Annotated in this window: 9 protein-coding genes and 4 pseudogenes; 10 read left to right on the plus strand and 3 right to left on the minus strand. The window is 45.0% G+C overall.

Annotated features, from left to right (window positions below; all coding sequences use genetic code 11):
* The first annotated feature begins 1 nt into the window (after position 1).
* The 10 genes and pseudogenes from nuoH (at position 2) to JCM10512_RS08935 (ending at position 12884) form a co-directional block, all read left to right on the plus strand.
* The gene (gene nuoH / locus JCM10512_RS08890) at positions 2–1078 is read left to right on the plus strand and encodes an NADH-quinone oxidoreductase subunit NuoH (protein WP_044162313.1); all 1077 of its coding nucleotides are present in this window, start codon (positions 2–4) and stop codon (positions 1076–1078) included.
* Positions 1079–1088: 10 nt separating this feature from the next.
* Entirely contained in the window at positions 1089–1577 is a 489-nt protein-coding gene (locus JCM10512_RS08895) for a 4Fe-4S binding protein (RefSeq protein WP_044162315.1), read from the plus strand.
* A 2-nt stretch (positions 1578–1579) separates the two neighbouring features.
* Positions 1580–2092 (plus strand): NADH-quinone oxidoreductase subunit J family protein, encoded by a 513-nt coding sequence (locus tag JCM10512_RS08900; RefSeq protein ID WP_044162317.1) that lies wholly within the window; start codon positions 1580–1582, stop codon positions 2090–2092.
* A gap of 35 nt (positions 2093–2127) precedes the next feature.
* A pseudogene (gene nuoK, locus JCM10512_RS08905) lies at positions 2128–2435 on the plus strand (NADH-quinone oxidoreductase subunit NuoK).
* Between the two features lie 78 nt (positions 2436–2513).
* Positions 2514–4423, plus strand: a pseudogene (gene nuoL / locus JCM10512_RS08910) (NADH-quinone oxidoreductase subunit L).
* A gap of 12 nt (positions 4424–4435) precedes the next feature.
* On the plus strand, positions 4436–5920 hold the full coding sequence (locus JCM10512_RS08915; protein WP_044162319.1) for a complex I subunit 4 family protein: 1485 nt from the start codon (positions 4436–4438) through the stop codon (positions 5918–5920).
* Positions 5921–5944: 24 nt separating this feature from the next.
* A pseudogene (locus JCM10512_RS08920) lies at positions 5945–7383 on the plus strand (NADH-quinone oxidoreductase subunit N).
* A gap of 349 nt (positions 7384–7732) precedes the next feature.
* A complete protein-coding gene (locus JCM10512_RS08925; RefSeq protein WP_044162321.1) occupies positions 7733–10411 on the plus strand; it encodes a TonB-dependent receptor in 2679 nt (892 codons plus the stop codon).
* 26 nt (positions 10412–10437) lie between these two features.
* Positions 10438–11730: a beta-helix domain-containing protein gene (locus JCM10512_RS08930; RefSeq protein ID WP_052517155.1), complete on the plus strand. Its 1293-nt coding sequence runs from the start codon at positions 10438–10440 to the stop codon at positions 11728–11730.
* Between the two features lie 149 nt (positions 11731–11879).
* Entirely contained in the window at positions 11880–12884 is a 1005-nt protein-coding gene (locus JCM10512_RS08935) for an aldo/keto reductase (protein ID WP_044162323.1), read from the plus strand.
* 118 nt (positions 12885–13002) lie between these two features.
* Here JCM10512_RS08935 and JCM10512_RS08940 read toward each other — a convergent pair whose 3' ends face one another.
* The 3 genes and pseudogenes from JCM10512_RS08940 to JCM10512_RS08950 form a co-directional block, all read right to left on the minus strand.
* Positions 13003–14334, minus strand: a complete 1332-nt coding sequence (locus JCM10512_RS08940) for a mechanosensitive ion channel family protein (protein WP_081741263.1) — start codon at positions 14332–14334, stop codon at positions 13003–13005.
* Positions 14335–14351: 17 nt separating this feature from the next.
* A pseudogene (locus JCM10512_RS08945) lies at positions 14352–15334 on the minus strand (DUF4435 domain-containing protein).
* A gap of 111 nt (positions 15335–15445) precedes the next feature.
* A complete protein-coding gene (locus JCM10512_RS08950) occupies positions 15446–16303 on the minus strand; it encodes an AAA family ATPase (protein WP_044162325.1) in 858 nt (285 codons plus the stop codon).
* Positions 16304–16451 lie beyond the last annotated feature (148 nt).

Here is a 16451-nt window from a genome sequence, read left to right on the forward strand (position 1 = left end):
TATGTTCGACTTTAGTATAGTAACAAACTGGATACATGCGCTACTCACCTCTGTTATGTCAGAGGGTTTAGCCATTTTTATAGAATGTGTGGTTATCGGTGTGTGCATTATTGCGCTGTACGCCATCCTGGCTATCATATTGATCTACATGGAACGTAAAGTTTGTGGGTTCTTCCAGTGCCGACTCGGTCCCAACCGTGTAGGTAAATGGGGTTCCATTCAAGTTCTTTGCGACGTTCTCAAAATGCTTACGAAGGAAATCTTCACACCAAAGAATGCCGACCGTTTCCTTTATGGGCTGGCTCCATTCATGGTTCTTATCGCCTCGTTCCTCACATTTGCCTGTCTTCCTTTTAATAAAGGAGCAGTGATTCTGGACTTTAACGTAGGAGTTTTCTTCTTGTTAGCTGCTTCCAGCATTGGAGTAGTAGGTATTCTGCTTGCCGGATGGAGTAGTAATAATAAGTTCTCTTTGATTGGTGCCATGCGAAGCGGTGCACAGATCATCAGCTATGAGCTGTCTGTTGGACTGAGCATCATGACGATGGTTGTACTTATGGGAACGATGCAATTCTCTCAAGTAGTAGAAAGCCAAGCTAATGGCTGGTTTATTTTCAAAGGACATATTCCTGCCGTTATTGCCTTTATCATTTATCTGATTGCCGGTAATGCTGAATGTAACCGTGGTCCATTCGACCTTCCCGAAGCGGAAAGTGAATTGACAGCCGGATACCATACAGAATACTCCGGTATGCACTTCGGTTTCTTCTACCTGGCTGAATACCTGAACTTATTCATTGTAGCGAGTGTAGCTGCCACTATTTTCCTTGGAGGCTGGATGCCTTTCCATGTGGTTGGTCTGGATGGATTCAACGCGATCATGGATTATATCCCCGGCTTTATCTGGTTCTTCGGCAAAGCATTCTTTGTCGTATTCCTACTCATGTGGATCAAATGGACATTCCCACGCTTGCGTATCGACCAAATCCTGAAACTGGAATGGCAATATTTGATTCCTATTTCTATGGCAAACCTACTTCTGATGGCACTTTGTGTTGCTTTCGGACTGCACTTCTAATTAAATAATTATGGAATATAAAGATCAGAAATATACGTATTTAGGTGGGTTGGTGCACGGCATCAGCACCTTAATGACGGGTATGAAGACAAGCATTAAGGTATACTTTCGCAAGAAGGTAACCGAACAGTACCCCGAAAACCGGAAAGAACTGAAAATGTTCGACCGTTTCCGCGGTTCGCTGACCATGCCCCATAACGAGAATAACGAGCATCGTTGTATTGCTTGTGGATTATGCCAAACAGCATGTCCGAACGATACGATCACGATCATTAGTGAAATGATCGAAACAGAGGAAGGCAAGAAGAAGAAAATACTTGCTAAGTATGAGTACGACTTAGGTTCTTGTATTTTCTGTCAGCTCTGTGTCAACGCTTGTCCGCATGATGCGATCACGTTCGACCAAGATTTTGAGCAAGCCGTTTTCGACCGTTCAAAGCTCCTTTTGAAGCTTAACCATGAAGGTAGTAAAGTAATTGAAAAGAAAAAAGAAAATTAGATATGGAATCAACACTTCAAACGGTAGTATTCTACTTTCTGGCAGCATTTATTATTATGATGTCCATTATGACGGTGACGACTCAGCGTATTGTACGCTCAGCGACATATCTGCTCTTTGTGCTTTTCGGCACAGCCGGCATTTATTTCCTGCTGGGTTATACATTCCTAGGGTCTGTTCAAGTGATAGTTTATGCCGGCGGTGTCGTCGTGCTTTATGTGTTCTCTATTCTGCTTACCAGTGGAGAAAGCGATCGTGCCGAACGGCTGAAACGTAGCAGGTTGCTGACCGGATTGTTCACGGTCATTATCGGTGCAGCGATTGTTTTATTTGTCGTTCTCAAGCATAAGTTCCTGCAAACAGGTAACCTGCTTCCGCAAGAGATAAGCATTCACTCCATCGGACATGCGCTATTGAGTAGTGATAAGTACGGCTACGTATTGCCTTTCGAAGCAGTCAGCATCTTGTTGTTGGCATGTATCGTCGGAGGTATTATGATTGCCCGTAAAAGATAGAATCAAGTATTAACCGTCAAATATAGAATTTGAATATGATACACATGGAATATTATTTGGTAGTATCTACCATCATGTTATTTGCGGGAATCTACGGATTCTTCACCCGCCGAAATACGCTGGCCATCCTGATTTCTATAGAGTTAATGCTGAACGCTACAGATATAAACTTCGCTGTGTTCAATCGTTTTCTCTTTCCGGAAGGACTGGAGGGGCATTTCTTCGCTTTATTCTCCATCGCTATATCGCTGCGGAGACTGCGATAGCCATTGCCATTATGATTAACATTTACCGAAACCTGCGCAACATCCAAGTTCGGAACCTGGATGGTTTGAAATGGTAACGGTGAGATAATCAATGCCGGATTTAATCCGGATGGATATAAAGTAAGAATAAATAATAAGTTATTAAAATAATTTGTATGGAACTAACAATCCTGATACTCCTTCTTCCCTTCCTTTCCTTCCTAATACTAGGAATCGGAGGTAAATGGATGTCACACCGGACAGCAGGTACTATCGGTACGCTAGTACTGGGAGCAGTAGCCGTACTTTCGTACGTCACCGCTTTTCAATACTTCACGGCCCCGCGCCTGGAAGACGGTACATTCGCCACACTAATGCCTTACAACTTTACGTGGCTTCCTTTTACTGAGACATTACATTTCGATTTGGGCATTTTGCTCGATCCTATATCTGTAATGATGTTGATCGTAATCACCACCGTATCATTAATGGTACATATTTACTCTTTCAGTTATATGAAAGGTGAAAAGGGCTTTCAACGTTATTACGCTTTTCTGTCGCTATTTACCATGTCAATGCTTGGGCTGGTGGTTGCAACAAACATCTTCCAAATGTACCTTTTCTGGGAATTGGTAGGTGTCAGTTCTTATCTGCTGATTGGTTTCTACTATACGAAGCCGGAAGCAGTGGCAGCTTCAAAGAAAGCATTTATTGTAACCCGCTTCGCTGACTTAGGCTTCCTGATCGGTATTCTTATTTACGGATACTATGGCGGTACATTCGGCTTCACTCCGGATACGATGTCCTTAATCACCGGTGGTGCTTCGATGCTACCTTTGGCTTTGGGACTGATGTTTATCGGTGGTGCCGGTAAGAGTGCCATGTTCCCGTTGCACATCTGGTTACCGGATGCAATGGAAGGCCCGACTCCGGTCAGTGCATTGATCCATGCAGCTACTATGGTTGTTGCCGGTGTATATCTGGTAGCCCGTATGTTCCGCTGTTTATCGCCTATGCCCCGGACACCTTGCATATTGTTGGCTGGGTAGGAGCATTTACCGCACTCTTTGCCGCGAGCATTGCTTGCGTACAGACAGATATTAAGCGCGTACTAGCCTTCTCGACTATTTCGCAGATTGGCTTTATGATGGTAGCTTTAGGTGTATGTACATCTGCTGATCCCCATCATGGTGGATTAGGATACATGGCTTCCATGTTCCACTTGTTCACGCACGCTATGTTTAAAGCCTTGCTCTTCCTAGGAGCCGGTAGCATTATCCACGCTGTACACTCGAACGAAATGTCTGACATGGGTGGCTTACGGAAATACATGCCAATCACACACTGGACATTCCTTATTGCTTGTCTTGCGATTGCAGGTATACCTCCATTCTCCGGTTTCTTCTCGAAAGATGAGATTCTGGCAGCCTGCTTCCAATTTAGTCCGGCAATGGGATGGATTATGACAGTTATCGCTGCTATGACAGCATTCTATATGTTCCGTCTTTATTATGGTATTTTCTGGGGAAGTGAACCTGCTAGCCGTACGGCAGCCGGACACGAAGGACACGGACACCATACTCCACACGAGAGTCCGTTGGCTATGACCTTCCCATTGATATTCTTAGCTATCGTAACTTGTGTAGCCGGATTTATTCCATTCGGTCACTTCATCAGTTCGAACGGAGAGTCTTATTCCATCCACCTCGACCCACAAGTCGCAATTACAAGTGTAGTTATTGCTATTATCTCGATCGCAGTTGCTACTTGGATGTATAAGGGCGCTAAGCAACCGGTAGCAGACTCGTTAGCGAAACGTTTCAAGAAACTGCATTCGGCAGCTTCACACCGTTTCTATATCGATGAAGTATACCAGTTCATCACGCACAAGATAATTTTCCGCGGCATCTCTGCTCCTATTGCTTGGTTTGACCGCCATGTAGTAGATGGTTTCTTCGATTTCCTTGCTTGGGCTACGAATACCACAAGCGATGAGATTCGTGGTTTGCAAAGCGGACAAGTGCAACAATATGCGTATGTATTCCTTTGCGGAGCACTTGCGCTTATCCTACTATTAATCTTATAAAGACAGAACGATATGAATTTCTTATCAATCTTTGTACTTATCCCCTTGCTGATGCTAGCCGCGCTCTGGGCCGTCCGAGGAATCAAAGCGATCCGGGGGGTTATGGTTATCGGTTCAACGGCACTTCTGATTGCCTCCGTTGTACTCACATTCCTCTACTTGGGAGAACGTAGTGCCGGAAACGCAGCAGAGATGCTATTCCGCGCGGACACAATTTGGTACGCACCACTCAATATAGCATATTCGGTAGGTGTAGACGGAATCTCGGTAGCCATGCTATTGTTGTCCGCCATCATCGTGTTCACCGGTACTTTCGCTTCTTGGCGTTTGCAACCGCTCACCAAAGAATATTTCCTATGGTTTACTTTACTTTCCATGGGTGTATTCGGGTTCTTTATCTCCATCGACTTGTTTACGATGTTTATGTTCTACGAAATAGCGTTGATTCCGATGTACCTGCTAATCGGTGTTTGGGGATCGGGACGTAAAGAATACTCAGCGATGAAACTAACCCTTATGCTTATGGGTGGTTCGGCTTTCTTGCTGATCGGTATTCTGGGAATCTATTTCGGTTCAGGAGCAACAACCATGAACCTGCTTGAAATTGCTCATTTAAACAATATACCTTTTGGACAACAATGCATCTGGTTCCCGCTTACCTTCTTAGGTTTCGGTGTACTTGGCGCTTTATTCCCATTCCACACATGGAGCCCCGACGGTCATGCTTCCGCTCCGACTGCCGTATCCATGCTTCACGCAGGAGTATTGATGAAACTGGGAGGTTACGGATGTTTCCGCATCGCAATCTATCTGATGCCGGAAGCTGCTAACGAACTGTCATGGATCTTCCTGATCCTAACAGGTATTTCTGTTGTTTACGGTGCTTTCTCAGCTTGCGTACAGACAGACTTGAAATACATCAACGCTTATTCTTCCGTGTCACACTGCGGATTGGTACTTTTCGCAATCCTGATGCTAAATCAGACTGCTGCAACAGGTGCTATCCTCCAGATGCTTTCACACGGTTTGATGACAGCCTTGTTCTTTGCGCTTATCGGTATGATTTACGGACGTACACATACACGTGACGTTCGCGAATTATCGGGATTAATGAAAGTGATGCCATTCCTCAGTATATGTTATGTTATCGCCGGACTCGCCAATCTCGGTTTGCCGGGACTGAGTGGTTTCATTGCTGAAATGACGATTTTTGTAGGTTCGTTCCAGAATGCAGATGCATTCCACCGTACCCTTACAGTTATCGCATGTTCTTCCATCGTGATTACAGCGGTTTATATCCTCCGTTTGGTAGGAAAGATTCTGTATGGTACTTGTACAAACAAGCATCACTTGGAACTGACCGACGCGACTTGGGATGAGCGTGTAGCTGTAATCTGTCTAATTGTTTGTGTAGCCGGATTGGGTTTACTTCCTTTCTGGATAAGCAATATGATCGGCGATAGTGTGTTACCAGTTGTTTCTCAACTGATTCCTTAATTCATAATTCTTAATTATAAAAAAATGGATTATTCACAATTTCTATATATGCGAGAAGAGCTGTCGCTCATTGCCGTTCTGGTAATCGTATTTTTGGCAGACCTCTTCGTATCCCCGGACTCTCGTAAGCCCAAAGGGATCCCTGCATGGTACACAATGCTACCGGTAATCTTATTGGTTATACACACAGCGATCAATTTGATACCGGGTACGGCAACCGATCTTTTCGGTGGCATGTACCACTACGTACCCATGCACACAGTCATTAAGTCCGTATTAAACGTAGGTACGATCATCGTATTCTTGATGGCACATGAATGGTTGAAACGCGACGACACCTCGTTTAAGCAAGGTGAGTTCTATGTATTGACCCTTTCTACATTGTTGGGTATGTATCTGATGATCTCTGCCGGACACTTCCTGATGTTCTTTATCGGTTTGGAAACAGCTTCTATTCCGATGGCAGCTTTAGTTGCTTTCGAGAAATACCGTCATAACTCAGCAGAAGCCGGTGCGAAATACATCTTATCAGCATTGTTCTCCAGTGCGTTGCTTCTGTTTGGTTTGTCTATGATTTACGGAACCTCAGGTACGCTTTACTTCGATGACCTACCGAGCTTTATCAATGGAAGTCCTTTACAGATCATGGCATTTGTATTCTTCTTCACAGGTATGGCCTTTAAGCTCTCGCTCGTGCCTTTCCACCTCTGGACGGCCGACGTTTACGAAGGCGCTCCGACTACTGTGACAGCTTATCTGAGTGTGATCTCTAAGGGATCGGCAGCTTTCGTTCTGCTGACTCTTCTGATCAAGGTGTTCGCACCGATGATTGCCAACTGGCAAGAAGTACTCTTCTGGATTGCTATCGCATCAATCACAATTGCCAATATCTTTGCAGTACGTCAACAGAACATCAAGCGTCTGATGGCTTTCTCCAGTATTTCGCAAGCAGGATACATCTTGCTCGGTATTATCGGAGGTACGGCACTGGGTATGACTTCACTGGTATATTATGTATTGGTGTATGCAGTTGCCAACTTAGCTGTATTCGGCATCATCGCCATTATTGAACTCAGAAGTAAGAAGGTTGCAATCGAAGATTACGCCGGACTATATAAGACGAACCCGAAGTTATCTTTCCTGATGACTATAGCATTATTCTCGCTAGCCGGTATTCCTCCGTTCGCAGGCTTCTTCTCGAAGTTCTTTATATTCATGCTGCCTTCGATGCCGGATTCCATTTATTGGTATTCATCGCATTGGTTAACACGGTAATCTCATTGTACTACTACTTGCTTATTGTGAAAGCAATGTATATCACTCCATCGGAAAATCCAATTCCGACATTCCGCAGTGACAATTACACGAAGCTAGGTTTGGCACTTTGTACATTAGGCATCATTGGTTTGGGTATTGCAAGTATTGTATACCAATCAATCGACAAACTGTCTTTCGGTTTATAATCGCACGACATTCCTCTATATATGAAGACGGTTCGGGAGTTTTATTCCCGGACCGTTTTTTTATGCTCAATCGCTATCCTTCTTTTAATAAGATACACACTGTTTCAACACCGTGTCGCAACAGTGTACGCAACTGTCACAACTATGACAACGACCTAAAAAACGGCCTAGCATAAGCTAGCACGCGTCTACATTTTTATATAGTAACGAAAGAGCTCTATCGGCGAGAAGCCTCCAGTCGCGTATACACAGAAATGTAATACATATGTAAGCAAAGTGTATCAGCTCCTTATCATCAACGTAACGTTTCCTTCTCAACTTTGCATCGTCTTAAGAAACATAGCAAAATATGAAGAAACAAATTTCCATTTGCCTATTACTGCTTCTCTTTACCCTTGAGGTTGCAGCGGGAGTTATTAAAGGAACGATCATTGACAAACAAACCAGAGAACCTCTTACCGGAGCTATCATACAGTTGGTAGGAACACAGATTGGAGTCGTAGCCGACCTCGATGGTAAGTATAGCTGTAATGCCAAAAGCAACACCTATACCATTCAGGTTAAATACGTAGGTTATAAAACCATCCAACAAACGGTAACGATTGGTTCTGATACTACAATTGACTTTGAAATGGAGACCGATGTACACACGCTTGGTGATGTAACGGTTACGGCACGCAAGAACCTGGAAGGCGAAAAGATGCTTATGCTGGAAAGACAGCAAGCCACCCTTGCCATTGAGAACATGGGTGCGAAAGAGATGAGTCTCAAAGGAATATCTCACGTACAGGATGGTGTAAAGAAGATAACAGGCATATCCATCGCCGATGCCGGACAACTCATTGTTCGCGGACTAGGTGACAGATACAGCACCACAACCCTAAACGGACTTCCCATCGCTTCACCCAACCCGGACAATAAACTGATTCCATTGGATCTGTTCCCTTCATCGGCCGTGAAGAATATCACAGTCAGCAAAGTATACGAAGCAGGTGCATTCGCCGATTACTCGGGAGCACACATCGATATCAGCACGAAGGAAAATGCGGGAACCGACTTCTTCTCTGTCGACTTCAACGTAGGCGGTAAATTCAATACGCTCTTCAAAGACTTTTATTCAATGGATCGGGAGAAATCGCTGTTCTTCAATCCTTCCGTAGACCAACGTGCGTTGGACATGGACAAACAAGAGTTCGAGTCGTATGTGAAGACCAAGAACATATTCAACACCTCTTTTCAGGTGAAGAAGAAAAGTGCCTTACCCGAGTTTGGCGGTAACATCGGATTCGGAAAGAGTTGGAATATCGCTTCCCAGCGGTTAAGCATACTAGGTTCGCTAGGCGTAGGAAATGACATCCAAAGCATGGAGAACGCTTACGTACGTACCTTGGAAGCAGGAGGTAACACCATCAACCGCTTCGATTACAACAGTTACGCTACCGAATTGAAGATTGCCGGTTTGGCCAACGTTGGTTATACCTTACGCCAGGCAGACCGCATCGGATATACATTCTTCTATGCACGAAATGCGATAGACACGTATATGCGTCGCGAAGGAGTAGACTACGACAGCCATGAGTTAATAGGAAGTAACGGGGTGACACATATCTATACCCTGCAAAACCACCAATTGAACGGACATCATGAATTCGGCAAGCAGTGGGATATCAACTGGAGCGGATCGTATAGCACAACCGGAAGCGATGAACCCGACCGACGCCAGATCATGTTTGAGAAAGACGGAAGCAACCTGAAACTCTTCAAACTGAACCAACAAGAGACCATGCGTTATTTCGGTAGCCTGAGTGAAGACGAATGGGTGGCAGATGTACGCAGCAGTTATAAATTCCAAGAGAAAAACTTACTTCGCTTTGGGCTCACGTACAAAGACAAGAAGCGTGATTATAGTTCCAGTCGCTTCTACTACAACCTAAGCAAACTATATCCTGAAATAAGCGACATCTACAGCACAGACGGATATATAAATCAAGAGAATGTAGCTAACGGAACGCTCGTTATCAACCGTAACCAACAGCCTAAAGACAATTATCAGGCAGGAAATTCAATATATGCGGGCTTTCTTGAAACGGAATATTATCCGATCCGCCAATTACTCGTTAACTTAGGAATACGTTATGAACGGAGCGAGCAATGGGTAGATTACTACACCGACGGTGGACAAGCTAAAAGAAGCGAATTGAAGAGTGACGATTTATTCCCTGCACTCAACCTGAAATATACATTCGATAAAGATAACAGCCTGCGATTCTCATTCTCGAGAACCATCACACGCCCCTCGTTTATCGAAATGGCCCCCTTCCTCTACCAAGAGTCATACGGTTCGGCGCAGATACGTGGTAATGCCGACCTAAAGAACGGATACAATTACAACGCCGACTTGCGTTATGAGCTCTATGACAGTAATAACAGCAACAACCTGTTTGCCGTAACCGGCTATGCCAAGATACTGGAAGACCCGATCGAACGCATTCAGATGTTGGCCGGAGGATCAGCCGTACACTCTTTCCAGAATGCCGACACAGGATTCGCAGCCGGAGTTGAGTTGGAGATCCGCAGAGAAGTAATGCGCAACCTACGCGTCGGAGTAAACGGAACGTATATGTACACCAATGTCAAGTTGCCTGAAGAAGGAGGATCTTATACAAACTCCGAACGCTCTTTGCAAGGAGCATCTCCTTACCTCGTCAACGCGGACATTAGCTATACGCCGCAAATCCGTCACAACAACCAACTGGCTTTAGCCTTACTTTACAACGTACAAGGTCCCCGCATTCACGCCGTTGGAATATCCGGTTTGGGAGATGTGAAGCAACGGGCCGTACATACGCTGAACTTCGTAGGAAGTTACGAGATCAACAAGCACTTCAGTTTGAAACTGCAATTGAAAGACCTGTTGAATCAAGACATCATATTCAAACAAGAGATTATCAAAACCGGACAAGAGCTTGAAGTAGAACGCTTCAAGAAAGGCACCGGTATCGAAGTAGGATTTACTTATAAACTATAGAAGTATTCATTTTCACAATTAAAAGTATGAAAACATTCAATCTGAAATTTGCATCAATGGCGGCAATCGCTGCAATGACTTTATGCACTGCATGTAGTGATAGTGACGATCCAGAAGTAGAGATTCCGCAAGAAAACAAAACTGAATATTCTTCGGCTGAATTTACGAAAGTCGCTAACAACAATGTGATTAACCACAGCTTCGCCTCAGCATTCACCAATCTATATGTTGGTACAATCAGCGGAGGATTCGATGCTAAGACTCTTGACGCGGCTTTCTTTGAAACAGCCCAATATCGTGGTGCTGTGCCGACAAACAATGACTGGACAGCCGGATGGACGCTAAAGAACGAAATCGGAGGAGCTAACGAATCGGATATGCAATCCGCCGAAGTACTTCAGGGAGAACTCAAAGCCAATAAGACATTGACCGCCAACACCAAATACTATTTGAGCGGTGAATATATCGTAAACAGCGGAATTACGCTCACCATTCAGGAAGGTGTAACCCTTGTAGCCAAAGACGATGACGTGGTAGACTACATCTTAATCAAACAAGGTGGCAAGATCAATGCGGTAGGCACAGCCAGCAAACCGATCGTCATGACTTCACAGAAGAAAGAAGCCGGAGCTTGGGGTGGTATCCACATCTGCGGATACGCACATACCAATGTAGTAGGTGGAAAAGGTCAATCGGAAATAGGCGGCGCTCCATATGGTGGTAGCAATGATGCCGACAACTCGGGTACACTTAAATACATCCGTCTGGAATATACCGGATACGCATTTGACGAAGAGCACGAAGCCAACGGCGTTTCGTTCTACGGAGTGGGTAACGGTACTACAGTAGAATACCTTCAGGCTTACAAAGGTTCGGACGACGGCTTCGAATTCTTCGGTGGTTCGGTGAACATCAAACACATGGTTGCTACCAGCTGTAGCGACGACTCTTTCGACTGGACAGAAGGTTGGAATGGTAAAGGACAATTCCTTGTTGCTTATCAAGAAGCTGAAAGCACTTTGGGTTACGACTGCGACTGTTTGCTGGAGTGTGACAACAACGGTAAGAACTTCGACGCAACGCCGGTGGCTTGCCCGATATTATCTAATCTGACATTAATTGGTAATGGTGGTTCCAAGCAAGGTATTCGTTTACGTGCCGGAACTAAAGTAAAACTCTACAATACGCTTGTTACAGGCAAAGGCAAATGTCTGACAACCGAAACATCACAAACTGAGAAAGCATTGCTTGACGGTAGTTCTGTATTGAACTACATCACCTTGGCAACCGATATCGAATGCAAAGGAGACGCCAAATAATGAACGATCGTTCGTAAAAGTCACGACTTACACTAAAATTAGCCAGCTATTAGCTTATTCCGATAAGCTAATAGCTTTTTTCATTCAAGTACCCCGCCCCATTGCTCTTTTTTATCTAACTTAGAAGCCGAATAATAACATCTAATCATATGATTCATCCACTCTATTCTCCCAAAGAAGACCGGTACACAAACGGAATGAAATACCGTCGCTGCGGCAAAAGCGGCATACTCCTACCGGAAGTCTCACTCGGTTTATGGCACAACTTCGGCGATGTGAATCCTTTCTCAAACAGCATTCGGATGGCACACTTTGCCTTCGACAGCGGCATCACCCACTTCGACCTCGCCAACAACTACGGACCGTCTTACGGTTCGGCGGAAGAAACATTCGGGCAGATTATGAAGAAGTCGCTCATGCCCTATCGCGACGAACTCTTTATCTCAACCAAGGCAGGGCACGATATGTGGCCGGGGCCATACGGCGATTGGGGATCGCGCAAATACCTGATGAGTAGCCTGCATCAAAGTCTCAAACGGATGAATCTGGAGTATGTCGATATTTTCTATTCACACCGCTACGATCCGGCAACACCGTTGGAAGAAACCCTGCAAACCTTGGTCGACATCGTTCGCCAAGGGAAAGCGCTTTATGTCGGTATATCCAAATATCCGAAAGAGGCAGCCGCGTTTGCTTACCAATATCTGAAGGAGAGAGATACCCCCTGCCTTCTCTATCAAGGGCGTTACAATCTATTCAACCGCGAACCGGAGCAAGAGGGCTTGTTGCAACAAGCTCAGGAACAGGGAGCCGGCTTCATCGCCTTCTCTCCATTAGCGCAAGGTTTATTGACCGACCGTTATTTAAACGGTATTCCGGCAGACTCCCGCATTGCCTTGGGTGGTTTCCTCAAACAGGAACAACTGACCGAAGCGGTCTTGCTCAAAATAAAGAGACTCAATCAGCTAGCCGGACAACGTGGACAAACCCTGGCGGAAATGGCTTTGGCTTGGATATTGAAAGACAACAGCGTGACTTCTGTCATTATCGGAGCCAGTTCGGTGGAACAGATGAAAGACAACCTGAAAGGGATTCAGCAGACAGACTTCTCGAGCGAAGAGCTAGAAGCGATCAATAATGTTTTAAACGGATAGCGGATCTAGTAGAATCTTTGCAGGCAAGCTATAAGATATAGCAAGAGGGAAGAAGACAGGCTCGATGCCGACTTCTTCCCTCCTTTTATTTTGCTCTGTGCGAATATTTATCACCCAATCAATTCATATTCTTTATGCCCATCTGCCGAAAGTCCTCTCCTGTCGGGTTCTGGAACACACGCAATCCGAATTCGGGGATAATGGCAAGCACATGATCGAACACGTCGCCCTGCACCCCTTCATAAGGTACCCAGTTCTTATTTGCGGAAAAGAAATAGAGTTCCAAAGGTATACCGGTTTCGGTAGGTTGCAACTGTCGCACCATGCAAGTCATTTCATGGTTCACCGTGGGCAGGCTCTTCAAATAGTTGTTCAAATACGCCCGAAACACACCCAGGTTGGTTTGTCTGCGTCCATTCACCAGCACCGAGTTGTCGATGCCATGCTCTTCGTTATATTTATCCACCATCTCTTCCGTTCCGTCAATGTATTCCGTAAGCAATTGGATCTTCTTATACTTCGCCAGCATTTCCGGCGTACAGAAACATACGCTCGTCATATCGATGTTGATCGAACGCTTCACACGACGTCCACCGGAAGTCGACATCCCCTCCCAGTTCTGGAACGAGTCGCTAACTAAAAGATAGGGTGGTATGGTGGTAATGGTATTATCCCAGTTCCGAACTTTCACGGTATTCAGTGATACTTCAATCACGGTACCATCCGCACCATATTTGGGCATCGCTATCCAATCGCCCACCTTCAGCATGTTATTAACCGAAAGTTGAATACCGGACACAAAGCCCATGATGCTGTCTTTGAATACCAACATCAGAATCGCGGCGGAAGCTCCTAAACCGGTGAGCAACACAACCGGATCTTTCTTGATCAGGATACTTATAATGATAATCGCTCCGATGAAAAAGAGTATTACTTGGAACGTTTGCAAAAGTCCGCGCAACGGTTTATCCTTATACTGTTCTTTGACGCTATACACATGATAAACAGCGATCATTAACGCATTGATGAATCGTAGGAAAACCGCTATGATATAAATCAGGCAGAGTCGTCTGAACAAGTCGAGTAGTCCGGAATCCGTATGCTCCGGGAAAGCAATGGGAATGGCAATATAGATTAGGATCGGGGCAACCATGTTGCTCACGTGCGTCAGCACTTTGCGATCGAACACGATGTCGTCCCAAGTTGCCTTCGTCCTTTTTACCAATCGGGCCACTACCTGCAAAAGAATACGCCGACAAATGACATTCCCCAACAGAGCAACTCCGATAATACATACCAAAACTACTAAATTGTCTATTTTATCTGCCCAGGAAGCTTCCATTCCGATGTTAACCAATCCGTGGTTGACCTCCCTCATCAGGGCACTCCCTAGTTCTTGTGTTTCTTTACCTGTTAATGCAATACTTACTGTGTCTACTACTTCTTCCATAAATTAAGATAAAACTTCTATTTTGTTAAAAACTCATGAACATCTTCCCGCAACCATTCATAGTGGTAGAGCCTCTTGTAGGCCATGTTCTTCTTTAACATAATCTCTACATCTACCTGACTATTCTGATAGCTGGTCAGTTCATTTCTATATTGTTCTTCATGCTCGGCCAACCTTTTTATTTCCTCCTCACGCTCACGCCGCAGAACGGTACAAACGGGGTTCAATAGTTTCAAGACTACATTATCCATCACGTGATGGCCTTGCATATATAAATAAGTACTTTCGGGCACTAGCCCCAATTCTTTAACCTCCGCTCGCAAACCGTCGACCTTATCGATCAGATAAGCAAACTTATTCTTCAGTTCGGCCAGCTTCTTATTCACCTGTTGTTGCACCGCATCCAACTACGTTCCGGATACCTGAGACTTATATCCCTCAAGCCCGTACAGGCATGAAATTCATACATCGGGAAAGTATTGGTGTCCTGCTGCCGGTAAAACCAGATATTCCAAAGAAACAACGGATATACAATTTCGGAATACCGCCGCAGATACGTTTCGAAATTGAGGATCGAACGGTCGTTCAGGGTTGCCTGCACACACACTTCATGCAGACTTTCGGCAAAGCAGTGGTAATTCTCAATAGCGTACGTATACGTTTGCAATACATACTGGTTTCGATTTACCTTCTGAGATGTTTTGGTCGCCCCCTGCAAGAGAAAGTCATAATCGCTGTCCACGCAGGCAATCATACTCTTTCCCAGATTCTCCGTATTGAGCGTATTCATCAAAACCATCTTCTTCCCTTTCGCCAGCGAAGTGGACGAAGGAAGCATCACTTGGAAATAATAGTCCTCACTCTCGAACTCTTCAAGCAGCGTGCGCCAGAAAGCCACGTCGTCGTAACTCTCTACATAGGCAATGATACGTTTTCGTACTTTCTTGGAGTAGAGTTTGTCGGCAGCATTAAAATAAGAAGAACTCAAATAAGAGGACAAACGTTTCCCTCCTCCCTGCGTTGGGGGAGTAGGTGATAAAACGTCTTTCCGGCTTGTATTACGCGTGCGATGATTGTCCATAGTGTTCATTAACTTCTTTTCAGCCGATCGCTACTTCTCCACTTTATGCGAAGAGGCCGCTCCTGCCGCGGGCACTGATATATCACTCACCTCCGTCACCGCATCCAGCCAGCCTTCCATGATAACAGCAGGTGAATGCGTACTCAGTATAATCTGCACGTTAGGATTCAGTTCCCGAATCATGGATATCAGTTTCTGTTGCCATTCGATGTGCAACGAAGCCTCCGGCTCATCCATAAAGAGCACGCAGTGGCTATTGTCCTGCACAAGTACAGTCAACAGGATAACGAGCATCTGCTTCTCACCGGAAGAGAGTTTGTAGGGGAACAGCAGTTCGCCGTCCTGATAGAAAGCAATCTCATTCCGCTTCCGGTCTATCTTCTTGCGGGTGTAACTGAAAAGCTCGTCGATCATATCCTGAAAACGACGCTTCGACATCGAAAGATTGTTAGCCTCGCGACGTTCTTCTTCATTGGAACTGGAGAGCTGTTCGATCATTTTATTACCGATATTGACTTGGTAGTCAAGATAGCGTCTTTGAAGCAGATAGAGTTGCCAGTCGAGTTCGGATTTCACGTTCTTGTCCGCCATGCGGGCTGTAAAGTCGCCCATCACCAAAGGACGGTCGTAACTCCGAATCACGTCGTAGGGGATAAAAGTCGCTTCGGGATTATCGAAGAAAAGGCGTACACCGTTCTTCTCATCGCTTTTCATCTCTCCCGAAAGCTGATCCAGATAATCGACCGAACGGTTGAGGATGGTTGTTTTTCCGACTCCATTGATACCGGAAAGTATATTCACATCGGGCCGCAAGTCCCAGGCGATATTAAATCGCCCCCAGAGACCTTGTATTTCAATACGACGGATAAAGTTGGCTTGTAGTTCCATAAGTTTCATTTTAGAGATTACCGTAGATAATCAAGAACATTGATTGCATAAAGATAAAGCGTTTATGAGGATAATCAAAAAGAATAAAGGAATATTAAGACCCTGTTTGGTTTTTATTCAATAGACAATCGACAAAAGAGTAGTTTGC

It is taken from the genome of Bacteroides reticulotermitis JCM 10512, from assembly GCF_000517545.1.
In the GTDB taxonomy this organism is placed as follows: domain Bacteria; phylum Bacteroidota; class Bacteroidia; order Bacteroidales; family Bacteroidaceae; genus Bacteroides; species Bacteroides reticulotermitis.